This is a genomic window from Enterococcus crotali (assembly GCF_000633635.1).
GTDB lineage: Bacteria > Bacillota > Bacilli > Lactobacillales > Enterococcaceae > Enterococcus_L > Enterococcus_L crotali.
Genome location: NZ_AYPQ01000002.1, coordinates 633,983 through 659,514, shown reverse-complemented (window position 1 = coordinate 659,514; position 25,532 = coordinate 633,983). Strand labels below are relative to the sequence as shown.

19 protein-coding genes and 4 pseudogenes are annotated in these 25,532 nt (G+C 37.0%); 15 read left to right on the top strand and 8 right to left on the bottom strand.

Features of this window, described 5'->3' with window-relative positions; genetic code table 11:
- Window positions 1-103: 103 nt before the first annotated feature.
- The 5 genes and pseudogenes from V192_RS19680 to rpmH all read right to left on the bottom strand — a co-directional run bounded on the left by V192_RS19680 (window position 104) and on the right by rpmH (window position 4,867).
- Window positions 104-1,288: pseudogene (locus tag V192_RS19680) on the bottom strand (IS110 family RNA-guided transposase).
- A 791-nt stretch (window positions 1,289-2,079) separates the two neighbouring features.
- On the bottom strand, window positions 2,080-2,847 hold the full coding sequence (gene jag / locus V192_RS0107890) for an RNA-binding cell elongation regulator Jag/EloR (RefSeq protein WP_025870593.1): 768 nt from the start codon (window positions 2,845-2,847) through the stop codon (window positions 2,080-2,082).
- Window positions 2,848-2,862: 15 nt separating this feature from the next.
- On the bottom strand, window positions 2,863-3,690 hold the full coding sequence (locus V192_RS0107885; RefSeq protein WP_025870592.1) for a YidC/Oxa1 family membrane protein insertase: 828 nt from the start codon (window positions 3,688-3,690) through the stop codon (window positions 2,863-2,865).
- Window positions 3,691-3,705: 15 nt separating this feature from the next.
- On the bottom strand, window positions 3,706-4,044 hold the full coding sequence (gene rnpA / locus V192_RS0107880) for a ribonuclease P protein component (protein WP_035011123.1): 339 nt from the start codon (window positions 4,042-4,044) through the stop codon (window positions 3,706-3,708).
- 688 nt (window positions 4,045-4,732) lie between these two features.
- On the bottom strand, window positions 4,733-4,867 hold the full coding sequence (gene rpmH / locus V192_RS0107875; RefSeq protein WP_010762140.1) for a 50S ribosomal protein L34: 135 nt from the start codon (window positions 4,865-4,867) through the stop codon (window positions 4,733-4,735).
- 640 nt (window positions 4,868-5,507) lie between these two features.
- Here rpmH and dnaA point away from each other — a divergent pair.
- Together dnaA and dnaN are read left to right on the top strand one after the other, a co-directional pair.
- Window positions 5,508-6,851, top strand: coding sequence for a chromosomal replication initiator protein DnaA (dnaA, locus tag V192_RS0107870; protein WP_025870589.1), 1,344 nt, complete (start codon window positions 5,508-5,510; stop codon window positions 6,849-6,851).
- A 200-nt stretch (window positions 6,852-7,051) separates the two neighbouring features.
- Window positions 7,052-8,182 carry a DNA polymerase III subunit beta gene (gene dnaN, locus V192_RS0107865; protein WP_025870588.1) on the top strand — a complete coding sequence of 377 codons (1,131 nt, stop codon included), beginning with the start codon at window positions 7,052-7,054 and terminating at the stop codon, window positions 8,180-8,182.
- 87 nt (window positions 8,183-8,269) lie between these two features.
- Here the strand turns inward: dnaN and V192_RS0107860 are convergent, their stop codons facing one another.
- The gene (locus tag V192_RS0107860; protein WP_025870587.1) at window positions 8,270-8,872 is read right to left on the bottom strand and encodes a DUF2812 domain-containing protein; all 603 of its coding nucleotides are present in this window, start codon (window positions 8,870-8,872) and stop codon (window positions 8,270-8,272) included.
- A gap of 9 nt (window positions 8,873-8,881) precedes the next feature.
- A pseudogene (locus V192_RS19675) lies at window positions 8,882-9,189 on the bottom strand (PadR family transcriptional regulator).
- Between the two features lie 331 nt (window positions 9,190-9,520).
- On the opposite strand from V192_RS19675, the gene yaaA reads away from it, so the two are divergent.
- The 6 genes from yaaA to V192_RS21525 all read left to right on the top strand — a co-directional run bounded on the left by yaaA (window position 9,521) and on the right by V192_RS21525 (window position 16,431).
- Complete coding sequence (yaaA, locus tag V192_RS0107850; RefSeq protein WP_010762135.1) at window positions 9,521-9,763, top strand: S4 domain-containing protein YaaA; 243 nt, start codon at window positions 9,521-9,523, stop codon at window positions 9,761-9,763.
- Window positions 9,750-10,871: a DNA replication/repair protein RecF gene (gene recF / locus V192_RS0107845; RefSeq protein WP_029948180.1), complete on the top strand. Its 1,122-nt coding sequence runs from the start codon at window positions 9,750-9,752 to the stop codon at window positions 10,869-10,871. The genes yaaA and recF overlap by 14 nt, the downstream gene beginning before the upstream one ends.
- Window positions 10,872-10,873: 2 nt before the next feature.
- Window positions 10,874-12,823 carry a DNA topoisomerase (ATP-hydrolyzing) subunit B gene (gyrB, locus tag V192_RS0107840; protein ID WP_025870585.1) on the top strand — a complete coding sequence of 650 codons (1,950 nt, stop codon included), beginning with the start codon at window positions 10,874-10,876 and terminating at the stop codon, window positions 12,821-12,823.
- A gap of 143 nt (window positions 12,824-12,966) precedes the next feature.
- Window positions 12,967-15,486 (top strand): DNA gyrase subunit A, encoded by a 2,520-nt coding sequence (gyrA, locus tag V192_RS0107835; protein WP_025870579.1) that lies wholly within the window; start codon window positions 12,967-12,969, stop codon window positions 15,484-15,486.
- A gap of 228 nt (window positions 15,487-15,714) precedes the next feature.
- Window positions 15,715-16,146, top strand: coding sequence for a hypothetical protein (locus V192_RS0107830; protein WP_025870577.1), 432 nt, complete (start codon window positions 15,715-15,717; stop codon window positions 16,144-16,146).
- A gap of 117 nt (window positions 16,147-16,263) precedes the next feature.
- Entirely contained in the window at window positions 16,264-16,431 is a 168-nt protein-coding gene (locus tag V192_RS21525; protein ID WP_158001096.1) for a hypothetical protein, read from the top strand.
- Between the two features lie 257 nt (window positions 16,432-16,688).
- On the opposite strand, the gene V192_RS0107820 is transcribed toward V192_RS21525, so the two are convergent.
- Window positions 16,689-17,060, bottom strand: a complete 372-nt coding sequence (locus V192_RS0107820) for a PaaI family thioesterase (RefSeq protein ID WP_025870575.1) — start codon at window positions 17,058-17,060, stop codon at window positions 16,689-16,691.
- A gap of 245 nt (window positions 17,061-17,305) precedes the next feature.
- Between V192_RS0107820 and V192_RS0107815 the strand changes: the two genes are divergently transcribed.
- From V192_RS0107815 to menC, 7 genes and pseudogenes are all read left to right on the top strand, one after another.
- Window positions 17,306-17,689 carry a YccF domain-containing protein gene (locus V192_RS0107815; protein ID WP_025870573.1) on the top strand — a complete coding sequence of 128 codons (384 nt, stop codon included), beginning with the start codon at window positions 17,306-17,308 and terminating at the stop codon, window positions 17,687-17,689.
- A 472-nt stretch (window positions 17,690-18,161) separates the two neighbouring features.
- Window positions 18,162-18,977: a 1,4-dihydroxy-2-naphthoyl-CoA synthase gene (gene menB / locus V192_RS0107810; protein WP_025870571.1), complete on the top strand. Its 816-nt coding sequence runs from the start codon at window positions 18,162-18,164 to the stop codon at window positions 18,975-18,977.
- Between the two features lie 12 nt (window positions 18,978-18,989).
- A complete protein-coding gene (locus V192_RS0107805) occupies window positions 18,990-20,459 on the top strand; it encodes an o-succinylbenzoate--CoA ligase (protein ID WP_025870570.1) in 1,470 nt (489 codons plus the stop codon).
- Window positions 20,456-21,841: an isochorismate synthase gene (locus tag V192_RS0107800; protein WP_025870567.1), complete on the top strand. Its 1,386-nt coding sequence runs from the start codon at window positions 20,456-20,458 to the stop codon at window positions 21,839-21,841. Before V192_RS0107805 ends, V192_RS0107800 begins: the two co-directional genes overlap by 4 nt.
- A pseudogene (menD, locus tag V192_RS22720) lies at window positions 21,825-23,548 on the top strand (2-succinyl-5-enolpyruvyl-6-hydroxy-3-cyclohexene-1-carboxylic-acid synthase). The gene V192_RS0107800 and the pseudogene menD overlap by 17 nt, the downstream one beginning before the upstream one ends.
- 73 nt (window positions 23,549-23,621) lie before the next feature.
- Complete coding sequence (menH, locus tag V192_RS19665; RefSeq protein ID WP_420834554.1) at window positions 23,622-24,374, top strand: 2-succinyl-6-hydroxy-2,4-cyclohexadiene-1-carboxylate synthase; 753 nt, start codon at window positions 23,622-23,624, stop codon at window positions 24,372-24,374.
- A gap of 15 nt (window positions 24,375-24,389) precedes the next feature.
- A pseudogene (gene menC / locus V192_RS19660) lies at window positions 24,390-25,522 on the top strand (o-succinylbenzoate synthase).
- Window positions 25,523-25,532 lie beyond the last annotated feature (10 nt).

The window sequence follows — 25,532 nt, the reverse complement described above, 5'->3', positions numbered from 1 at the left end:
TCTCGGAGCTAAACACTTTTTATACGAAAACTAAACCCTAAAAAAACAAAAAAAGGCTACCTCCTACTTAATGCGTAGTTAGCTCTAATTGGTCTAGAACAGTTTAGCAGTTACATCTTAAACTGTTCTTTCTATTTTTGTAAATAACTTTCTCCAAGTTCATTATAGCGGGACTGATCGGAAAACATCCGATAAATAATACGTAAGAATAAATGAACGGTCGCAACAACCGATTTTTTGTGTCCAGCATTTCTTCTTACCCGAAAGAAAAATGCTTGAATTCGATTAGGTTTCCTTGGGAAACCGCCAGTGCCCCTTGTGCTAAAACTTTTTTTAGATAGGAATTTCCTTTTCCTACACGTTTACTTCGTGTCTTTCCAGCACTTTGATTATTTCCTGGACTCACTCCTGCCCATGATGCAAGATGTCCAGCTGAGGGGAAAACAGACATATCTATTCCTACTTCTGCGAGTACAACTGCCGCGGTTCTTCGATTGATTCCCGGAATTTCCTCTAAACGTTCTACGTATTCTTCATAAGGAACGAGAGAGTCATTTATGGTTTCTTCGACTTCTACTAATTGTTTTTCTAAGCACTCAATCTGAGTGAGATGAAGAGATAACATTTTACGATAATGAGGCGTCATAAATCCTTCTAAAGATTCGAGCAATTGAGGAACTTTTCTGCGTAATGTTGTATACACACATTTGAGGATGAGTGTTTCTGTGATTTGTTCATTTTTAATTAAAGCATAAAGTAACCCTCTACCAGATTTTCCATAGATATCTTTAATTACTGAAGCTAATTTGATTCCAGCATTCTGTAACACCATGTGCCCGCGATTTTTTTCTCGATTCAAATCTTCCACTAAATGTTTGCGGTAGCGAGTTAAATCTCTCAGTTCCTGAATGGGTTCTGGTGGAACAAAACTTGTAGGGACGACGCCTAATCGAGTGAGTCGCGCAATCCACTCTGCATCTTTCATATCCGTTTTTTTCCCTGGAATATTTTTGATATGACGAGGGTTCGCTAACTGCAGCTCAAAGTGATTCTGTAAAATTCGCCAGACGCATTTCCAATAAACGCCCGTGCTTTCCATGCTTATGTGTGTGACTTCGTAAGAAGTCAACCAATCAGACAAGTCAAAAAGACCACGAGTTGTCGTGTCAAAACTACCAAAGAATTTTTCTGGCCGTTTTTTCCCTTCGGTAGAACGAATAATACAAGCAACAATCACTTTTTGATGGATGTCTAATCCAGCACAACAAGACCGAAGTACATCTTCCATTTTCAACATTCCTCCTTGAAAAAAAGTACAGAAGGGGCTATTCTACTTATAGAAACAATTTATTTTTATACGCAGGTTCTAAGACCTAATGATTGGTGCAAATAAGTAGAATGATCTAGTTTGTCCCTCAAGGTCACTTGGAGAAGAACCTCAATAAGTGATCGACCTACAAGCCACTCCTGTCATCTCTAAGTATGACAGGAAAAAGCCTGTAGGTCGATCACTTTCGTTTTCATTCTGTTTGGTGAGGGCGATAGCCCTCATGGGTGTTTGTCTCGGCCTCTTTTTTTTGACTAAACTATCGTATGAAATGCGCCTACTATCATTCCTACAACAGGAACAAGTACCCAAATCCAACTTGCCCAAGCCCCTTTATTCTCTTCTTTGGTTGCTACTAATTTTAAACGTAAGTTTCATTTTCCAATTCTAATGCTTCGATTCTATTTGCTTGATCATTCATAATGTTTTCTCCTTAATAGTTGATAAACTTATTATGCAGGATACTCAGCACTTTTGTTAGATTATTTTGTCATCATCTCATGTGACTTTTGTCATACTCCTTAGCTAGAGACAAAATAAAAAACCTGATTCTAAAAGAACCAGGCTGGAAGAAGCACGAATGCTTCAACTACTTTATCACCGTATTTTGTACGTTGATAAGAATGATTTCGTCTTAAAATATACTTTGTTTAACAGCATTTGTCAATCTGTTTTTTCACATGAATGAATTGATTTAAACAATAAATGTCCCTTTAAAAAAATAACTTTTTAAAGGGACATTTTTACGTTCATTAATATTTTTTTACTGGTTCAACAACTAGATAGCGGTAAGGTTCATCGCCTTCTGAGTGTGTTTTGATGTGATCATCTTTACTCAAGGTAAAGTGGATTTGTTTTCTTTCAAATGCAGGCATTGGTTCTAGAAAAACTGGACGACCAGTTTGCTTCACTTTTTCTGCTGTTCTTTCTGCTAAACGTTGTAAGATTGCTTGACGTTTTTCACGATAATCCCCAACATTTACTACCACTGATAATTTATTTTCTGCAACACGATGAACAAATACTTGTGCTAAATACTGCATCGCATTTAAAACTTTACCGTGCTTTCCAATCAAAATTCCTTGTTTATCCGTATCTAGATGGAAAACCAACAAGCCATCTTTACGTTCCAAACGGACTAGAGCAGGTGCATTTAGTTCTTTTGAAATGGTTGTTAAATACAAGGCCAACTCAGTGATTGCTTCTTCATCTTCAAGGTTTTCCAAGACTTTTGGTTCAGAAGAATTAGATTCAGTAGCTAACAACTCTTCAACAGCTGTCTCTACTTTGACTTCCTCATCTGTCACAATGATATCTTCGACTGTCTCTGTAACTGCTTCTGCAATTTGTTCGCTGACAGTAGGTTCGATCGATACTTGAGCTAGCTTCTTACCAAAACCCAAGAAACCTTTTTTAGCGTCTGCGATCACCTTGATCTCTACCTCTTCTTTTGACAAATTCAGTGCACTCAACCCTTTAGTTGTTGCTTCTTCAATTGTGTTTCCCTCATAAACCGGCATCTGGAAAACCTCCTTTTATTTTTTCTTATTTTTTTTCTTAGGATTCATTGCTTTCTTCAATGCACGTTCGCGTTCTTTTACTTGTCTTTCAGCCTCTGCACGTTCTTTGCGGATTTTGAATGGATTGTTGATCAATAACGTTTGACCCACTTGGAAAGCATTTGAAACTACCCAGTAAAGTGATAATCCGCTGGCTAAGCTCATCCCCATGACAAAGATCATAACTGGCATTACGAAGTTCATGATTTTTAATGAAGCATTTGATTCGATTTGACTCATACTAGTCAAATAGCTGCTGGCAAATGTAAAGACTGCCGCTAAAATCGGTAAAATCAGGTATGGATCGGGTTGACCCAAGTTAAGCCACATAAAACTTCCCTGTTTCAATTCAGGTACACGAGAAATAGATTGATAAAGAGCCATCATGATCGGCATTTGGATCAATAGCGGTAAACAACCTGCATATGGATTTACATTGTTTTCAGCGTATAATTTTTGCTGTTCTTCACGGAATAGACGTTGCGTTTCCGGATCTTTTGATGAATATTGTTTTTGCAGCGCTTTTAATTTTGGTTGTAACTCTTGGGTTTTGCGCATACTTTTCGTTTGGAAATGCATCAATGGTAATAAAATAATTCTAATTACTAATGTAAATAAGATGATCCCAATACCAGTATTTGCTGAAATGGATAGGAATTTAATTGCTTCCGCAAAATAATAGACAATGTAGCGGTCCCAAATTCCTGTACTGTTCTCATTAATCGGGGCGGTTCCACAGGCAGACAACACAAAAACAAGTGTCACTAGACCTGCCATCAATAATAGGCGTTTATACTTCTTCACAAAACTGTTCCTCTCTTATTTCAAAATTTTTGCAAGCTTTAAAACATGCATCACATTAGTGTGAATTTCTTCAGATGTTAACTTGTCAACACCTGGTCTTGCGATGATAATAAAATCACATGTTGGATCAATCAACTCTTTTAATTGGTAAATCGACGTACGGAGCTTACGCTTAACGGCATTTCTAACCACTGCATTCCCAATTTTTTTCCCTACGGAAATTCCAACTCGAAAATGCTTTTGTTCTGGTTTTTCCAATACATAGACAACAAATCTGCGATTCGCACAAGACTGCTTGTGTTCAAATACTGCTTGAAATTCTTTCTCTTTTTTTACTCTATAGGATTTCTTCATTTTCATCCCTTTGTTTCTTTCTATCTTTCTTTTTTGCTCACTCTACAATAATAGCATATCTCAGACTATTTTTTCCAAATTTCATGGAAAATAACCGGAGATTTTAGTGATAATGACTCTAATTTCATATATTATCATTTTTTTGGTTTTTTTTCACTTTATTTTATGGCATGAGAGATTTTTGAGGTTGGTGATGTTGAAATAAAATGGGCATAATTTAGGACATGAATGTTTCTTTCCCTAAATTATTATTTTGCTTTTCATTCTTAGCTTACTACTTTTTTAGTGTTAGGTATTTGGTGATTTACTAGTCCTTCAATTCTTAATACTTTGGTACTTAGAAATTGATGCAATCGAAGCGATGTGGAGTGATTCACTAGTATGGTAACTTCTCTCACTACGCACGCCTTGTATTGTTCATCAACTACTCTGGGCAAGCCAGTCGTAGTCCTTCAATTCTTAGTGCTTTAGCACTTAGAGTTTGATGAGATCGAAGCGACGTGGAGTGATTCACTAGTATGGTAACTTCTCTCACTACGTTCGCCAAGTATTGTTCATCATCTACTCTGGGCAAGCCAGTCGTAGTGATTCACAACAAAAGAACCCTTTATTATTTCCACACATACTTTGTGAAGATAATAAAGGGTTCTTAGTTTACACTTGATTCGTTATTTAAAGTCAACATAGATTATGCTGAAATAACTTTTCTGCCTTTACGACGTCTGCTCGCTAATACGTTGCGACCATTTTTTGTGCTCATGCGTTTACGGAAACCGTGAACTTTTTGACGTTTGCGTTTGTTTGGTTGATACGTTCTTTTCATCTCTTGTTCCACCTCCTGAAATTGTAACTATCCATCAATACATAGACATACTTTGATAGTATAACTAGTATTGGGTAGATTTGTCAATAAATTTTCAGGAAATAATTTTTCCACCTCGCTAAATAAGTTATCCACAAATGAGAAAAACTTAGGGATAACTTGTGGATAGTTTTTTTAGTCCTCCTAGTTCATTTTTAATTTTCTTCACACTTTTGCACAAAAAAACAGGGTGTGAAAAAGTTATGCACATATTGTTTTTTTACTGTGCATAACTTCTTTAAAATCCATTAATAGCTGGTTTTGTTTTACATAATATGCTGTGGATAAATAAAATCGTTAAGATAAATCCACAGTTTATTCCCTCTCTGTGGATAAGTTTATCACCCTCTGTGAATTTTTTTCCACAATTAACAATTTGCCTGTGGAAAAAGTTTGAAAAAAATGCTAAAATTCTATTTGCTTATCAATTTATATTTGCTCTGCTTTTTTATATAGAAAAATTTGTATTTAGTTGTGCGAGCTTATTTCTCAGAAAAAAGACCAAAATTTGATTACGGCAAAAAATGCCACTCTCATTTTTTCCTATTTTTCTGTCAGAATTATGCGGTTTGTTCCGCTTTTAAACTAAGGAGGTCACCATATGCCCGATATGGAAAGTTTCTGGAAAGATCTAGAAGATACTTACCAATCTGTTTTGTCTGCGCCAAGTTTTGATGCTTGGATAAAAACAACGCAACCGCTAAAGTTGGAAAATAACCAATTATGGTTAGAAGTTCCTTCTGCTGTTCATAAAGACTATTGGGAAAAGAATTTAGCCGCAAAAATCGTCGAAACCGGCTTTAAATTGACTGGTGCTGAAGTCATGCCTCATTTTGTTGTTACTGGTGAAAAAGAAACAATGCCTGTTCAGGAAGAAAAAAAAGCCCCTGTCACGCAAGAAAAAATTGCTGAACATGGGAAAAAGGCTTTATTGAATCCAAAGTATTCTTTTGACACATTCGTTATCGGAAAAGGAAATCAAATGGCACATGCTGCAGCGTTAGTTGTAGCAGAAGATCCTGGTTCTATTTACAATCCACTATTCTTTTATGGTGGTGTTGGTTTGGGGAAAACCCATTTGATGCATGCTATTGGTCATCAAATGCTGCAAAATCGCCCCGATGCAAAGGTAAAATACGTCAGTAGTGAAACATTCACCAATGAATTCATCAATTCGATCCAAACGAAAAATTCAGAACAGTTTAGAAAAGAATATCGAAATGTTGATTTGCTGTTGGTTGATGATATTCAGTTTTTGGCTGAAAAAGAAGCAACGTTAGAAGAATTTTTCCATACCTTCAATGATTTGTATAATGAAAACAAACAAATTGTACTAACAAGTGATCGACCGCCTAACGATATTCCAAAACTTCCTGAACGCTTGGTTTCTCGTTTTGCTTGGGGTCTATCTGTCGACATCACACCACCAGATTTAGAGACACGAATTGCCATTTTACGGAAAAAAGCTGATGCCGAACGACTGGAGATTCCAGACGATACGCTTAGTTATATCGCAGGCCAAATCGATTCTAATATTCGAGAACTAGAAGGAGCTTTAGTCCGCGTGCAAGCTTTTGCGACAATCAATGGTGAAGATATTACTACTAGTCTAGCCGCTGATGCCTTGAAGTCTTTAAAATCCGTTGGCAGTCAAAATCACCTATCTATTTTACAAATCCAAGAAGAAGTGGCAAAGTATTACCATATCCAATTAAAAGATTTAAAAGGCAAAAAACGTGTAAAATCCATCGTTGTTCCTAGGCAAATTTCAATGTATCTTTCTAGAGAGATGACAGAAAACTCTCTACCAAAGATCGGAGCAGAATTCGGCGGAAAAGATCATACAACCGTTATTCATGCTCATGAAAAAATCCAACAATTAATGGAAAAAGATCCAACGATTCAAAAAGAGGTTGGGGAAATCAAAAACTTGCTTAATTCGTAAGCTGTGGATAAAAAAGCAAAAAAATAAAAAGTTTTCCACAAGTTATACACAGGTGGAAAACTCCTATTTCATTTCGTTTCTAGACTTTTCCACAGAATTAACAGGACCTACTACTTTTATTATTTATTTATATATAAATACAAAGCTGTCTGCGCAAAATTCATGCGTTTAAAATTCAATTAAAAAGGAGTTCAATCATTATGAAATTAACTGTAAAAAGAAGTATCTTCTTACAAGAATTACAAACGGTTCAAAGAGCTATCTCTTCAAAAACAACGATCCCTATTTTAACAGGTGTTAAAATTGTTCTAAATGATGAAGGACTAACATTAACAGGTAGTAATGCCGACATTTCTATTGAAAGCTTTCTAACAAAAGATGATGAAAAAGCTCAAATGACGATTGAATCAACAGGTAGCATCGTTTTACAAGCACGTTTCTTTGGAGAAATCATCCGTAAATTACCTGAAGATATGTTTACATTAGAAGTACTTGATAATAATCAAGTAGCAATTACTTCAGGGAAAGCCGATTTTACAGTTAATGGATTGGATGCAGATAATTATCCACATCTTCCTGTCATTGATGCCAAAAATCAAATTCAATTACCTGTTCATCTGTTGACAAAAATCATCAATGAAACAGGATTCGCTGTTTCTCTTCATGAAAGTCGCCCAATTTTAACCGGGGTTCATTTCATTTTGGAAAACCAAAAATTATTGGCTGTTGCGACAGATTCTCATCGTTTAAGCCAACGAATCATTCCGATCGAACAAGCAGCTGAAGATTTTAACATCGTTATACCTGGAAAAAGTTTAACTGAACTTTCTCGTTCATTCACGAACGAAGAAGAAATGGTTGAAATCAGTATCATGGAAAATCAAGTATTGTTCAAAACACAGAATATGTATTTCTATTCTCGTTTGTTAGAAGGAAATTATCCTGATACGAATCGTTTGATTCCTACAAGTTTTAATACAGAAATTGATTTTTATGTACCAGAATTATTATCGGCTATCGATCGTGCTTCGTTATTGTCACATGAAGGCCGTAATAATATCGTTCGTTTAGCGATTGCTTCTGATTCAGTTACTCTATATGGTAACTCTCCAGAAATCGGTAAAGTCGAAGAGCCATTAAACTACGAAAAAGTAACCGGTGATCCACTGGAAATTTCTTTCAACCCAGATTATATGAAAGATGCTTTACGTGCATTTGGAGATATGAGTATTACGGTTAAATTTATTTCTGCGATTCGTCCGTTTACGTTAGAGCCGACAGAAACAGATTTAGACTTTATTCAATTGATCACACCAGTTCGTACAAATTAAAAAATTTAGAAAAAAGTGTGTGTGAAAAACTGATTTCAGTTTTTCACACACACTTTTTTTCATGATTATTACAGCTGAGAACAAGATTTATCCAGTCTCATATTTTTTTATATGTTTTTTTGTTTTTGTCCCCGTAATTATAAAATAGATAGTGCTAAATAGAAAAAACATCATTGGCATAATCTGGATAAGCAAAAAGAAGGTTTCCATAATAATCATTCCAACCAATTGAAGACCACTGTACGCCCAAAGACTTGAAGTCAAGTACCATGAGGATATATTTTCAAAAGAAGGTTGCAACATAAAGAAGTAGATAAGCATTAATAATCCCCACATAATTGCATGATTATACAATCGCTTATAACGATCATTACTTGAACTAACATCTGAAAATATATCAAACGCTTGGTTTTTAACGTTTGTTGGCACAAAAAATTGAAAACCGCTCCAGCGAGTACCACTAATATGTTGCCAACCGCTATCCTCAAATAACGTTAAGTAAGCAAGGTAGTCCGTTTTCTTTCTAAATGTTTGATAATCGATCCTATAATTTAATGAGCTAGGCGTCGTCTGTTCAAACGTATAAACACTAAATAAACTGTAGTTACTTAAACGCCAACCTTTTTCAGCCATTTTGTTTAGATATTTTTCTTCTTTTTTGATATCGATGAAAATCCTTAACTTTTTCATTTTCTCCTCCTACAATAAATTATCAGCAAGCAATACCAATTGTTTCAACCGTGCCACTTCTAATTTCAAAACATCTTTTCCAGTATCCGTCAAAGTATAGATGCGGCGACGTTTGTCTTCACCAGGTACTTCACGTATCAACTTTTGCTTCAATAAATTCTCAGTTGCTCCATACATGGTTCCAGCGGCTATGCGTACTCGACCATTACTTAATTCTTCAACTTTTTGCATGATGCATAGCCATGTGAGGGTTCAATTAGTGAAATCATAATATAAAAGGTTGTTTCTGTTAGCGGTAATACTTTACGGTTATTCATTTATACACACCTTTATTTGTTGTATTCAATTATACAGTTCAACTATACAATTTGATTGTATATCGTCAGACTGTATATGTCAATTACTAAAAATAAGAGATTTTGTTTTTTTCTTCCGTCAAAATGAAAAATACTGAAAAAAATTTCAAGAGCCTCAACATGCAAATTTCTTCTTAAAATGCATTTTAAGCCTTTTTTAATCGTTAGAATATTTTTTGTCGATTGCATTCAAAATTGCTTAGAAACAAAATTAGACGGATAAATTTGTTTTTTGACGTAAAAAAGAGTATAATATAAGAGTAAAAGTGAAAACAAAAAAGAGGGATGCATTTTGAAAAAGACGATTGTTTTAGAAACAGATTACATGACACTTGGTCAAGTCTTAAAAGAAGCCGACGTTATCAGCAGTGGCGGAGCTGCCAAATGGTATTTAGCTGAGAATAGTGTTTTCGTGGATGGGGAATTAGAGAATCGCCGCGGCAGAAAACTATATGCCGGTATGATGCTCGAGATACCTGAAGAAGGTACTTTTTTTATGGTCAAAAAAGGCGAGGCAGTCGATGAGACTGAATGAAATCGAGGTACAGCATTATCGTAATTATGATGGGCTGACCTTAGATTTTCCTAAAACGCTAAATATTTTCTTAGGGGAAAACGCACAAGGAAAGACGAATCTTTTAGAAAGTATTTATGTTTTAGCTATGACTCGCAGTCATCGAACCAGCAATGAAAAAGAACTGATCCATTGGGATTCTGATTCAGCCAGAATCAGTGGTGTCATTGAAAAGAAGACAGGCACTGTGCCGCTTGAGATCATTATTTCTAACAAAGGCCGTAAGACAAAGGTCAACCATATTGAACAAAAGCGACTAAGTTCATACATTGGGCAATTAAATGTTATTTTATTTGCACCAGAAGATCTATCCTTAGTTAAAGGTTCACCTCAATTACGACGTAAGTTTATCGATATGGAATTAGGTCAAGTCAATCCAATTTATTTGTATGATTTGGTTCAATATCAGTCTGTCTTAAAACAGCGTAATCAATATTTAAAACAATTGGCTGAAAAAAAACAGTCAGATCATGTTTATCTTGATATTTTGACTGAACAATTGGCGGAATTTGGTGGTAAAGTCTTGTTTGCTCGTCTAGAATTTATCAAAAAACTAGAGCACTGGGCGAATTTACTGCATAAAAAAATCAGCCATGAAAAAGAAGAATTAGCGATCGACTATTTTTCAAGTATCCCGTTAGATAAAGAAAATTTTTCACTAGAAGAGATCCAAAAGCAATTGCTGCAGAGCCTTCTTGATAGCCGAAAACGAGAATTGTTTAAGGCGAATACTTTTTTAGGTCCTCATCGAGATGACCTGATTTTTAATGTAAACGGACAAAATGTCCAAACATATGGCTCACAAGGCCAGCAAAGAACCACGGCTCTTAGCGTAAAGCTTGCGGAAATTGATTTAATGTATTCAGAAACGGGCGAATATCCTGTGTTGTTATTGGATGATGTCATGAGTGAGTTAGATAATGAACGACAATTGCACCTGCTAGAAACGATTGAAGGAAAGGTCCAGACTTTTTTAACAACCACAAGTTTGGATCATTTAAACAATAAATTAACTGTTGAACCGGATATATTTTACGTTCATCAGGGAGAGATAGAGAGGGAAGCATAAGTATGACAGAAGAAGAAAAAAACATGAAAGAACGTGCCCAAGAATATGATGCCAGTCAGATTCAGGTATTAGAAGGTCTTGAAGCGGTTCGTAAACGTCCTGGTATGTACATAGGATCGACGAGTTCAGAAGGTTTACACCACTTAGTTTGGGAGATCGTGGATAATTCCATCGATGAGGCTTTGGCTGGCTTTGCATCAAGTATCCAAGTAGTAATTGAAGAAGATAACAGTATCACTGTTGTCGATGATGGACGGGGAATTCCAGTTGGTATTCAAGCCAAAACAGGTCGTCCAGCAGTTGAAACGGTCTTTACCGTTCTCCATGCAGGAGGAAAATTTGGCGGCGGCGGATATAAAGTTTCCGGCGGACTTCACGGAGTAGGTTCCTCTGTTGTTAATGCTCTATCGACAACATTAGACGTAAAAGTCTATAAAGAAGGTAAAATTTATTTCCAAGAATTCCATCAAGGAGCTGTCAAAGATGACTTAAAAGTGATCGGTGACACAGATCGTCATGGAACGACTGTCCATTTTGTTCCAGATCCAGAAATTTTTACAGAAACAACTGTCTTTAATTTTGATAAGTTAGCAACGCGTGTTAGAGAGTTAGCATTCTTGAATAAAGGGCTAAAAATTTCTATTGAAGATAAACGTGAAGAAAAATCTGTCTTGAAAGAGTATCACTACGAAGGCGGAATCAAGAGTTACGTAGAACATTTGAATGCGAATAAAGATGTGTTATTCCCTGAACCTGTTTTTATTGAAGGGGAACAACAAGACATCATCGTCGAAGTATCGATGCAATATACAGATGGTTACCATACTAACTTATTAAGTTTCGCCAACAATATTCATACGTATGAAGGCGGAACACATGAATCAGGTTTTAAAACGTCATTAACGCGTGTGATCAATGATTACGCTCGTAAACAAAAGATCATGAAAGAAAATGACGAAAACCTTACAGGGGAAGATGTTCGTGAAGGATTAACAGCTGTTATTTCTATCAAACATCCAGAACCTCAATTTGAAGGACAAACGAAAACAAAATTAGGAAACTCAGAAGTTCGTACGGTTACAGATCGCTTATTCTCTGAGTATTTCAATAAATTCTTGATGGAAAACCCAACTGTTGGGAAACAAATCGTAGAAAAAGGCCTACTTGCTTCTAAAGCTCGTATGGCTGCTAAACGAGCACGTGAAGTGACACGTCGTAAAGGCGCACTTGAAATCAGTAATTTACCTGGTAAATTAGCCGATTGTTCAAGTAAAGATCCTGAAAAATGCGAAATCTTCATCGTCGAAGGAGATTCAGCCGGCGGTTCAGCAAAACAAGGCCGTAGTCGTGAATTCCAAGCGATTTTACCGATTCGTGGGAAAATCTTGAATGTTGAAAAAGCCAGTATGGATAAAATTTTAGCGAATGAAGAAATCCGTTCACTATTTACTGCGATGGGGACAGGCTTTGGAGCTGATTTTGATGTGTCGAAAGCGCGTTACCACAAACTAGTGATCATGACCGATGCCGATGTCGATGGCGCACATATTCGTACGTTGCTATTAACGTTGTTCTATCGTTTCATGCGTCCAGTTGTTGAGGCCGGCTATGTATATATCGCTCAACCACCTTTATATGGGGTCAAACAAGGAAAAAATATCACATACGTTCAACCAGGGAAAAATGCTGAGGAAGAACTAGCTCAAGTTTTAGAGAGCCTACCTGCTAGTCCAAAACCAAGTGTTCAGCGTTATAAAGGTCTTGGAGAAATGGATGATCATCAATTATGGGAAACAACCATGGATCCTGAAAAACGTTTGATGTCACGTGTCAGTGTCGATGATGCGATCGAAGCCGACCAAATTTTTGAAATGTTGATGGGAGACCGTGTTGAACCACGCCGAGCATTTATTGAAGAAAATGCCCATTACGTGAAAAATCTAGATATTTAATGAAGAAGGAGAACCTCTATTCTATGAGCAAAGCGAATTAGAGGTAGCGGATACTACGCTTATGCTTCGATCACATCCAAAACTAAGTACTAAAAGTACTTAGTTTTGAAGGTCGGACCAATAAATTTAAAGGAGACAGATTCATGAGTGAAGAAATCAAAGAGAACATTCAAGACGTCAATCTGACCAGTGAAATGAAAGAATCCTTCATTGATTATGCGATGAGCGTTATTGTGGCTCGTGCGTTGCCAGATGTTCGTGATGGGTTAAAACCAGTTCACCGCCGTATTTTATACGGAATGAATGAGTTAGGTGTAACACCTGATAAACCACATAAAAAATCAGCTCGTATCGTTGGGGATGTTATGGGTAAGTACCATCCACATGGAGATTCATCGATTTATGAAGCAATGGTACGGATGGCTCAACCTTTTAGTTACCGCAGTATGCTCGTTGATGGACACGGAAACTTCGGTTCTGTCGATGGTGACGGTGCCGCTGCCATGCGTTATACCGAGGCTAGAATGAGCAAAATTGCGTTGGAAATGCTTCGTGATATCAATAAAAATACAGTTGATTTTCATGGAAACTACGATGATTCAGAACAAGAACCAGATGTACTGCCAGCACGTTTTCCTAACCTTTTAGTAAATGGAACAACAGGGATCGCTGTTGGGATGGCAACAAATATTCCGCCTCATAATTTAGCTGAAGTTATCGAAGCTGCAAGCTTGCTGATGGAAAATCCAGAAGCAACAACGAATGAGTTGATGGAAGTATTGCCTGGTCCAGATTTCCCTACAGGTGGATTAGTTATGGGTAAATCAGGAATTCGTCGCGCCTATGAAACAGGTCGAGGATCGATTACGATTCGTGCTAAAGTTGAGATCGTTGATATGCCGAACGGTAAAGAACGTATCTTAGTATCTGAGTTGCCGTATATGGTCAACAAAGCCCGTTTGATCGAACGAATTTCAGAATTACATCGTGAAAAAAGAATCGAAGGAATCACTGATTTACGTGATGAATCTTCTCGTGAGGGGATGCGCATCGTCATTGATGTTCGTCGCGATGTCAGTGCCTCTGTTATCTTGAATAACCTTTATAAAATGACCGCATTACAAACCTCTTTTGGTTTTAATATGCTGGCAATTGAAAAAGGAATTCCTAAGATTTTAAGCTTGAAAGAAATTCTTGAAAATTATATCGAGCACCAAAAAGAAGTTATTACACGTCGTACTGAATTTGATAAGAAAAAAGCTGAAGCGCGTGCTCATATCTTAGAAGGTTTGCGAATTGCTTTAGATCATATTGATGAGATCATCGCAATTATTCGAAATTCAAAAGCAGATGATGAAGCGAAAGCCTCTTTGATCGAACGTTTTGAATTTTCAGATCGTCAAGCTCAAGCGATTTTAGACATGCGTCTACGCCGTTTAACAGGTTTGGAACGTGACAAGATTGAAAATGAATACCAAGAATTATTGAAATTCATCGCTGACTTGAATGATATTTTAGCTCGTCCTGAACGTGTTGTTGAAATCATTAAAACAGAACTTGGTGAAATTCATGATAAATATGGTGACGCTCGTCGTACAGAATTATTAGTCGGTGAAGTCCTAAGTTTAGAAGATGAAGACTTGATCGAAGAAGCTGAAGTCGTTATTACTTTGACGAATAATGGCTATATCAAACGAGTAGCAAACAGTGAATTTAGAGCGCAGCGTCGTGGTGGACGTGGTGTGCAAGGAATGGGCGTTCACGATGATGACTTCGTGAAAAACCTTGTTTCTTGTTCAACCCATGATACATTACTATTCTTTACGAATAATGGGAAAGTTTACCGTGCTAAAGGCTATGAAATTCCTGAATACGGAAGAACAGCTAAAGGAATTCCCGTGATCAACATGTTAGGGATCGATTCTAGTGAGAAAATCCAAGCAATCATCGCGGTTGAAGGACAAGCAGAAGAAGGACACTATCTATTCTTCACGACCCGTAAAGGGACTGTTAAACGTACAGCTGTTAAAGCATTCTCTAACATTAGAAGTAATGGTTTGATCGCAATTGGTCTAAAAGAAGATGATGAGCTAGTCAATGTTGTCTTAACAAATGGTGAACAAAACATGATCATCGGCACACACAATGGTTATTCTGTGACATTTGCTGAAACTGCAGTTCGTGATATGGGCCGTACAGCATCGGGTGTACGCGGTATTCGTCTAAGAGAAGATGATTACGTCGTAGGAGCCTCTTTACTGGACGCTGACACGGAAGTTCTAGTGTTGACGGAAAATGGTTACGGTAAGCGTACGAAAGCCTCTGAGTACCCTGTGAAGGGCCGTGGCGGTAAAGGAATCAAAACAGCTAACATTACAGCGAAAAACGGACCACTAGCAGGACTTACTACCGTTCGTGGTGATGAAGATATTCTAGTGATCACCAATAAAGGTGTTATTATTCGTTTCAATGTTGATTCAGTTTCTCAAACAGGACGTGCTACGTTAGGTGTTCGCTTGATGAGAATGGAAGATGATGCAAAAGTTGTAACGATGGCCGTTGTTGAACCAGAGCCAGATGAAATTGTTGAAGAAGTTGAAGGTGTGGAAACAACAGTTATTGAAACTGAAACACCAGATACAGATACAACGACAGAAGAATAAAAAATAAGCATATGAATAGAAGAGTGGGACAATAATCAGATTTTTTTCTGACTATTGCCCACTCTTTTTAGTCTAAAGAAACTGAATCATCAAAGGATATGAGGAGAAACAAAATTACTGAATTTTAAGAGTAAAATTTAAATTTAAAAAAATGAAATATCGTTTCGCTTTGTTTTGGAAAAAAGTATGATTATAATAAAGGGTAATAAGAAGTGAGAGGTAAAAATTATGACACAGGAGAAATTATTACTATCTAAAACTTTTTCAAAGCAATTAAATATTGGAACAGCATTATCAAACTTTCTTGAAAATATATTGGACATATTCGGGGGGAAAACAACTGTTTATGAACGTAGACCAATTACCTTTTCAGAGTATCTTTATGTTGAGATGATTACTTTTTCAAATGGTTTTCAGATCAGGACGAGTTTGAAAAGAAATCCAGAAACATTTGAGATAGAAGCTTTCGCCTATTCAGAACCAAACCATGTTTACTTATCAAATCTAACTTCAGAAGAATTAAATGTAATGTATTTACTTGTCAAAAAAGAAAGAGAAAAAATCATGAATAAAAAATATTCAGAGGTGGATCAAAGAGAATTAGAGATAATGACCTCTTTGTTAATGAATTTAAAAGTTATTACAGGGGAAATAATCTAGTAATAAGACTTGAAAAAGAGGATGACATTTGTCATGTTGATTCCTGACAAAAGCTTCTATTTTTCTGATGCGGAATCCGTCATAATAAGCTTATCAACTAATTAGGAGCGGATAAATATGACAAACCAAAATGAAAAAATCGAAGTATTAAAATTAGAAAACGAGAACTTGAGATTACGTTTAGCGACGATGAAAGAAGACAATAAAAATAATTGGAATTCATGGATCTGGGTATTAGTACCAGTGATGGGAATGCTGATTGGATTAGCAAGAACGATTTTTTAAGAGGCAAAAAGAAGAGTCCGGGACAAAACTAAAAATCAGTTTTGTTTCGGACTCTAAATCCGAATAAACGGTGGAATCAGAAGCAACCCCTTCGGAAATAAGCTGAGATTCACAAAAATTTGAAGAGCAATTTTCGTGAATCTCTTCTTATTTCTCGGGGTTAAACACTTCTGACCCAACCTCCTTTAAAATTCACATAAATGGTGGTAAAAAGACAGCTGCGTTAGAAATAAGTTTTTGTTCCAACCTTGTTGTCATCACTTCTTTAATTTTCGACTCATCAATGTGCACCGTCCAACAGCAATCAATGCCCCAGAGTCAGTAAAGACTTTACCTTCCCAAACTTGGATCGTTTGTCCGACACGATCAGCTGTAGCAACGACAGTCAAAGTGCCATCTGCAACACTTTTTAGATGGTTGACCTGAAGATCGATACCAGCTGCATAGGAATCCTGATCTAGTTGTTCATTAGCACCTAGACTACAGGCAGTTTCAATCAAAATGCCATTCATTCCTCCATGTAAAATACCATAAGGTTGTTTGTGATAATCGCCTATTTTCATCGTTAAGACAACTTTTTCTTTAGATAACTCAGTTGTTTCGATTTTTAGATAGTCTAGTAAATGCACTAAGATCGATCCTTTCCTTATCTTTATCACTTAAGTATACCATAGGCGAGTTAAGGCATACATAAACCAGTCATTTGACTGTTGAGCATAGCAATTATTATAAATGTATTCCATCACCAAGATTTTGTAAGAGAATATTTCAAAAAAAGCAACAGATAATCTTATGCATAAAGTGAGGGTTTAAATTCTATTTTTATAGTATAATTTATTTTTATAATGAATTAAGCAGAAAGTAGGAATTAAGAATGGGTTGTCTAGGTAATATTATTTGGTTTATTTTTGGAGGCTTTTTTGGAGGTTTGACATGGCTTTTAGCGGGAATTATTTGGTGTATTACGATTGTTGGAATTCCGATTGGTTTGCAATGTTTCAAGCTTGCAGGGTTAAGTTTTTGGCCATTTGGAAAAAGAGTGGTTTATAGTACGAGTACGACCTCATTTTTAGTAAATATCCTTTGGTTGGTTTTCAGTGGTTTTTGGTTAGCAGTAGGCCACTGTGTCAGCGGAGTTATTTTATGTGTGACAATCATCGGTATTCCATTTGGAATGCAGTCATTTAAACTAGCCAAGTTAGCATTGATGCCATTTGGCGCACAAGTAGTACCTACAAATAGTACGTATATGGAATAAAAAATAAGAGTAGTTGAGCTGGATAATGGTTTAGCTACTTTTATTTTTGCGTACCTATTTCTTTGACCAATTCTCTTACTTATTTAGCTTTGGCGGCAGTATTTTATTGATTTCTTCTAAAGCAAAAGATGCAATAATGCGTATTTCCTGGTCCTACTTCATAGAATCTTTCACTATTCTCTAAATCGCCTATCATTCTAAAATTTCTATATTTGTGTATAATAGAAGCATTGAAAACTAATTTGGTTATACAGGTTAGTGTCTAGGAAAAAAGCACCTTAGTCATCATTTCCTATTTTTCTGTCAGAGCTAAGCAGCTTGTTCCGCTTTTAAACTATCTAGCTGCACAAATCAATCCTTAGGAAAATAGATAAATTGTCAGTGAAACTAAAAGCGTTTCAATGTCAATTTCCTAATTTTCTACAGGATTACCCGATTTGTTTCGCTTTTAAAATTATAAGGAGGTTTCCTCATGAGAAACTGGACAACGATCAAAGAATACGATGAAATTTTATTTGAACAAGAAGGTAAAGTGGCGAAAATTACGATCAATCGCCCTCAAGTGCACAATGCTTTTACACCAAAAACAGTTATGGAAATGATTGATGCATTCAACATCAGCCGTGATAAACAAGATGTCGGCGTAATTATTTTAACTGGTGCAGGAGACAACGCTTTTTGTTCTGGTGGTGATCAGAAAGTTCGTGGACATGGTGGTTATGTTGGGGAAGATAGTGTTCCTCGTTTGAATGTTTTAGATTTACAACGCTTGATTCGTGTGATTCCAAAACCAGTCATTGCAATGGTCAAAGGATATTCGATCGGTGGAGGAAATGTCCTTCAGCTTGTTTGTGATTTGACGATTGCAGCAGACAACGCTAAATTTGGTCAAACTGGGCCCAATGTTGGAAGTTTCGATGGCGGCTACGGCTCAGGTTATTTAGCACGTGTGGTTGGTCATAAAAAAGCCAAAGAAGTTTGGTTCTTATGCAAACAATATACAGCGGAAGAAGCGTTGGATATGGGATGGATCAATACAGTCGTACCTTTAGCCGAAGTAGAAGATGTCACGATGGAATGGGCAGAAGAAATGTTGAAGAAAAGCCCGCTTGCATTACGTATGATCAAAGCTTCTTTAAATGCTGATACAGATGGATTAGCTGGAATTCAGCAATTAGCGGGAGACGCAACACTACTTTATTACACGATGGATGAAGCAAAAGAAGGACGCGATTCATTCAAAGAAAAACGTGATCCAGATTTCGACCAATTTCCTAAATTTCCATAAAGGGTGACAAACATGAGTAGTTGGCTACAAAAACAAGTAAATGAAAGACCAAATCATCCTGCTTTTTACTGGCAAGATGAAGTCTGGTCTTTTGCTGACATTGGACGGGAAGTTAGACAGTGGGCAGTAGAATTTTCTTCAAAGATTCCATATGAGGAGAAAAGAGTGGCTCTATTCAGCCGAAATTCAAAAGAAATGTATTTTTCGATTTTAGCTTTGTGGGAGTTAGGCAAAGAGCTCGTTTTGCTAAATACACATTTAAGTTTACAAGAACTCCACTACCAATTGACCGATGCTGAGGTGAATTTGGTGGTGGTTTCTACTGAAAGGTTACCTTTTCTTTCAGAATTGACTCAAATCATGAGTATTGAAATGTCGAAATCAACGAGTACAGAAGAATCATTGATGGAGTCACCTTCGCTCTATCAACTGGAGGCAACAGCTTCAATCATGTATACCTCAGGTACAACAGGTAATCCTAAAGGGGTGATACAGCAATTTAGCAATCATCTTGCCAGCGCTCTAGCAACACAAGAAAATATGAGTATTTCACCTGATGATTGTTGGCTTTGTCCAGTACCATTATTTCATATCAGTGGTTTGTCCATCATAGTTCGGCAGTTAGTCTTGGGATGTAGCCTGCGTTTATATAGTAAGTTTGATGCAACAGTAGTAACAAAAGACTTAGCTGAAGGATGCGGAACAGTAATTTCTGTTGTTGCAATCATGTTGAAGGAATTACTAGAAAACTATCCGAAGAAAGGCTATAGTTCAAATTTCAAGGCAATGTTGCTTGGTGGCGGTCCTATTTCACCCAAAGCATTAGAAAAATGCGAGCGTTATGGAATTCCTGTGATCCAATCATATGGAATGACTGAAACTTGCTCTCAAGTCGTTGCCTTGCGCTTTGAAGACGCTGCACTAAAAATCGGCTCTGCGGGGAAACCTTTAGTAGGCATGCATATCAAAATTGTTGATGCATATCAAATACAGTTGAAAGAAAATGAAGTCGGAGAAATTCTATTAAAAGGAAAAAATGTTGTTTCACACTATTTACATGGTGAGAAGTGGCAAACAGTGAAATGGACAACAGATGGTTGGTTTAAAACAGGTGATATGGGTTATCTGGATGAAGAAGGATATCTGTATTTAGTCAGTCGATTAAGTGAATTGATCATTTCAGGCGGCGAAAATATTTATCCAACGGAAATTGAACATGTATTACAAGAGTTTCCCGGTGTAAAAGAAGTTGCTGTAGTTGGTGAAATAGATGATAAATGGGGAGCTGTTCCAGTTGCATATATCGTTGGAGATCCAATGATTACGGTGGAAAAAATAAATACCTTTGCTAAAACATATTTAGCAAAATTTAAACTGCCTAAACGAATTTATTTGTGTCATTCGCTGCCTAAAACAGCAAGTGGAAAATTAGCGAAACACCGCTTAACAACAATAGAAAGGGAGGCTTTTTTAAGCAAATGAGCATTCCTAAAGAACTAGAGCAAGCGTATGAACAAGGCTATCGTCAATTTAGCTGGATCAAAGAATTAAATGAATCTGAAGATTCTTTGCGTACTTATTTTATGAAGGGGCAAAAAGCCTTTAAAGGTGAGCGGTTTTATTGGCAAACACCAGAAAAAGATATTATGTTAGTCGGGTTTGGTAAAGAAGAAGAACTGACCTATGACCACGCATCATTTGAACAAGTAGAGACATTTATATTAGGCGAAAAAGCAAAAATCTATCAAAATCGCTTTATTTCAGGAGCCGGAGCGATATTATTTGGTGCGTTTCCTTTTGATGATAAACTTGTAGAACAAAATGAATGGGGACCGATGGAACAAGGCTTGTTTTATCTACCAACTTTTTTGCTGACTCAGGTCGAGGAGCATCGCTATATTACCATCAATTTTAGCGCGGCAACGGAAGAGGTATTACAGAAAAAGTGGCTATATCTTACGACACAATTCACTGAAATCATGAATACTCAAGTAAAAGAAAACGAAGAGACTACTGGGCAGATAACAGCAGAAGAAGTTGCGGTATCGCAATGGATGAGTGTTGTTGATGAAACGGTCAAGAAGTTAAAAGAAGCAGGACCTTTAGAAAAGGTTGTTTTAGCTAGACAAATGAAGGTAAAAAGCAATAGTCCATTCGAGGCCGATGCCATCTTGAAAAATCTTCAGCAACAGCAAACGAATACATACTTTTTTTTGTTGGAATCAGACGAGCATGTATTCATTGGTGCAACACCAGAACGCTTGTTGAAAGCTTCTACAACGACCTTTTCAACGGCAAGTATTGCTGGCTCTGTTTCACGTGGAACAACGGAAACAGAAGATCTAGAGTTGGGAAATTACTTATTGAACGATATGAAAAATCGACAAGAACATAAAATTGTTGTAGACAGAATCATTAAAGAGTTGGAATCAATGACAGGTGCTGTGATTCAGGCACAACCACCACAATTATTAAAAAATCGTGATATTCAGCACTTACATTTACCGATTGAAGGACAGCGGAAAAATGATTATCGTTTTTTGAAAGGAATCCAGCAATTACATCCAACACCAGCCTTAGGTGGAGAGCCGAAGGAATTAGCTTTGAAGTGGCTAAAGGAGCACGAACCTTTAGATAGAGGGTTATATGGTGCGCCGATCGGCTGGGTCGCTATCAAAGAGGATGTAGGAGAATTTGCGGTTGGGATACGTTCAGCAGTGTTTTCTGGAGATAGCGGCTACTTATATGCCGGTTGTGGTATCGTTAAAGACTCAATAGCAGAGCAAGAGCGAATAGAGACACAAATCAAATTTCAACCGATGTTAAGAGGAATAGGTGGGGATGATCGTGACAAATCAAAGTGATATGACAAGCTATTTACAAACTTTTGTTGAAGGAATAATCAGCAGTGGAGTAGAGCAGGCTGTAATAAGTCCTGGTTCTCGTTCTACACCACTAGCGTTATTGCTGCATCGACAAGAAAAAATCGAAACTTTTATTGAAGTCGATGAACGTTCTGCAGCATTTTTTGCCTTAGGATTAAGTAAAACAAGCCTCAAACCTGTTGTTTTACTGTGTACATCTGGGACGGCAGCCGCAAATTATTATCCAGCGATTTGTGAAGCAAATGCTAGTCATATTCCATTGATCATTCTAACAACAGATCGACCGCATGAATTGCGTCAAGTGGGTGCACCGCAAGCAATGGATCAATTCCATTTATTTCAAAGCCATGTGAAAGAATTTATAGAAATGGCGATTCCAGAAGGAACTAAGGGAATGCTCGATTATGCGTATTGGCAAGGTATGCGCGCTACAGATACTGCTTGTCAAATACCAAAAGGCCCGGTTCATTTAAATTTTCCGTTGAGAGAACCATTACTGCCTGATTTAAATCGACGGTTGCTTGTTGATAGAAAAACTGAAATTATAGCAGGCAAAAAGCAATTATCAGAAGAACAATTAATGAAATTTGTTGATGCATGGCAAGGAAAAAGAGGGGTTTTAGTTGTAGCGGAAGCCATACACCAGAAGAAGCTGAAGTGTTTATTGCGTTAGCAGAAACACTGAAATGGCCGATTCTTAGTGATCCTTTGGCAAATATTACTGCTTGTCCTAAAGAAAGCTCGTTGATTATGAGTTATGCGGACTTATTTATTCAAGAAGTCGATATGAACCAATATCCAGAAGTAGTGGTTCGGTTTGGCATGCTTCCAATCTCAAAAAATACGATGTTTTGGCTGCAATCACTTAGCAATAGGACGAAGATCTACTTCGTTGATGAAACAGGTGAATGGCAGGATCAATTAAAGCAGACTCAAATTGCCATCCAAGCAGATGAACAACTGTTCATTCAGAAATTGATAGAGCGCGTTAAGACAGAAACCTCAAATTCGTGGAGTCAGCAATGGATCGGCTGGCAGAAAACAACGGAAAAACAATTAACCGATCTTAGAGAGATGAAGACTCTAAATGAAACTTCGGCCAGTATCTTGGTTCACAAAAAAATGGCAAAAAATGGTCAGTTGTTTGTATCAAATAGCAATGCGATTCGTTTTTTAGATCGTTTTTCAACACCTGAAAATAATCATTATCAGTTATTCGGCAATCGAGGGATCAACGGAATAGACGGGATTGTTTCAACAGCTTTAGGAATGTGTGCGACAAATCCAGATCGTCAGAATGTTTTATTGATCGGCGATTTAGCGATGTATCACGATATGAACGGTTTATTATTGGCCAAACGATACAATTTACCATTGACGATTGTTTTACTGAACAATAATGGCGGCGGTATTTTTTCTTTTCTTTCACAGCGTCAATTGGAAGAAGAGGATTTTGAACCAATTTTTGGAACACCGATCGATTTAGATTTTTCTTTAGTTGCTCAATTATACGATGCTGAGTATGTAAAAGCAGAGAGTTTAGAGCAGTTAGAACAACTACTGGCAATAACACAGAAACAACCGAAGTTCCAAATAATAGAAGTCATCGGTGATCGTCAGGAAAATGTACTTTTGTATGAGAAGATTATTGCTGGTTTGAAAAAAGAGCTAGGGAAAAATAAATGAATCATAACATAAATGGTGTAACTTATTATTATGAATGGCTGTCTGATTACAAGGAAAATCAACCAACTTTAGTTTGTTTCATGGGTTCACAGGAACAAGTCAAACATTTGCGCCAGTTTTTCGAAAAACTAGTGCTATAAATATTTTAGCGATTGATTTAATCGGTCATGGTCGAACGGATTGTTATGTTCATCCTTACCGCTATCAAATGACTTGTTTATGTCAGGATATTGCTTTGCTGATCGAACAACTAGGGATAGTTGAGTTTTCCTTATTAGGCTATTCAATGGGTGCTAGAGTAGCTTTAGGCTTCGCATGCCTATTTCCTCAAAAGGTTCATCAACTGATCTTAGAGAGCGGTTCTCCTGGCTTAGAGAAGCAGACAGAGAGAAGGTTGCGTAAACATTCTGATGAACATCTAGCTGGTTTTATTATGAGTCATCCTATTGAAATATTTGTTGAAAAATGGGAAAAACTACCTCTTTTCGAGAGTCAAAAAAGGCTGGCGCCTAAAGTTCAGCAGGCTCTTCGAAATGAACGACTATCACAACAAGGCTTTGGTTTGGCATGTAGTTTATGGTTCATGGGGACAGGTGTTCAACCAGATTTTTGGAAAGAACTAGGTAAGGTAAAAGCTGCCACACTGCTGATAGTTGGGGAATTAGATCCTAAGTTTCAACAAATTGCTAAAAAAATGCAAGAAAAGCAACCAGATTTTTCTATTGAATTAGTCAGTGATACAGGGCATTGTATTCATTTAGAAAAGCCGGAGACATTTGAGAAGCTCGTTATGGCATTTGTGTCTAGTGGCTTTGAAAAAAGATAAAATCTTAAGGAGGAAATGTCGTTGAAAATTGATCGCATTGACCGTTATCGTGTTCGACTGCCTCTAAGGATTCCATTTGAAACTAGTTACGGTCGTTTGACAGAGAAGGCCTTTGATCTTTTATTAGTGAGTGATGAATTGGGAAATCAAGGTATAGGTGAACTAGTTCCCTTTGAACAGCCGGATTATATAGAAGAGACAATTGATACAGCTCGGATAATCATTGAAAACCACTTGATTCCTTTACTAAAAAATGCAAAAATTCAACATCCTAAAGAAGTCTCGTTTCTCTTTGATGAAGTAAAAGGCAATCAAATGGCGAAATCTAGCTTGAGACGGCAATCTGGGACTTATATGCTAAACGTAATGGAAAGAGCTTAAAAACTTATTTTAACAAAACGAGAGCACAAATTCCTGTTGGAGTTAGTGTGGGTATCCAGACTGATCTAGCTAAATTATTGGATCAAATTACAGAGTATGTAACAGCAGGATACCAACGCATTAAATTAAAAATTCGGCCAGGTTATGATCTCAAACCAATTGATGTAATCCGAAATAAGTTTCCCGATATACCTCTGATGGTGGATGCTAACTCGGCATATACCATTAAGGATATCCCTCATTTACTCCAATTAGATGGGTATGATTTAGCCATGATTGAACAACCTTTTGCAGCGAATGACTTTCTAGATCACGCACAATTACAAAAAGAATTGCAAACAGATATTTGTCTAGATGAAAATATTCGGACGCTTAAAGATTGTGAGCTGGCCTTTTCTTTGGGAAGCTGTCGGAGTATCAATTTAAAAATTCCTAGAGTAGGTGGCATCACAGAAGCCATGAAGATAGTCGATTTCTGCAAAGAAAAGGGATTACTGGTCTGGTTAGGCGGAATGTTTGAATCTGGTGTGGGAAGAGCTTTAAATGTACAGTTTGCTTCTCAAAAAATTTTTACTTTTCCAGGAGATATTTCAGCTTCTGACCGTTATTACTACGAGGACATTATTACAGAACCTTTTGAAATTCAAAATGGCGAACTTAATGTACCTGACGGATTGGGAATTGGTGTTTCTTTATCTCAAGAAACGTTATTGAAATATGGTACGTATGACACTTTATTGATAAATGAAGATGGGACAAGTGTTTAATCCCGAAAAA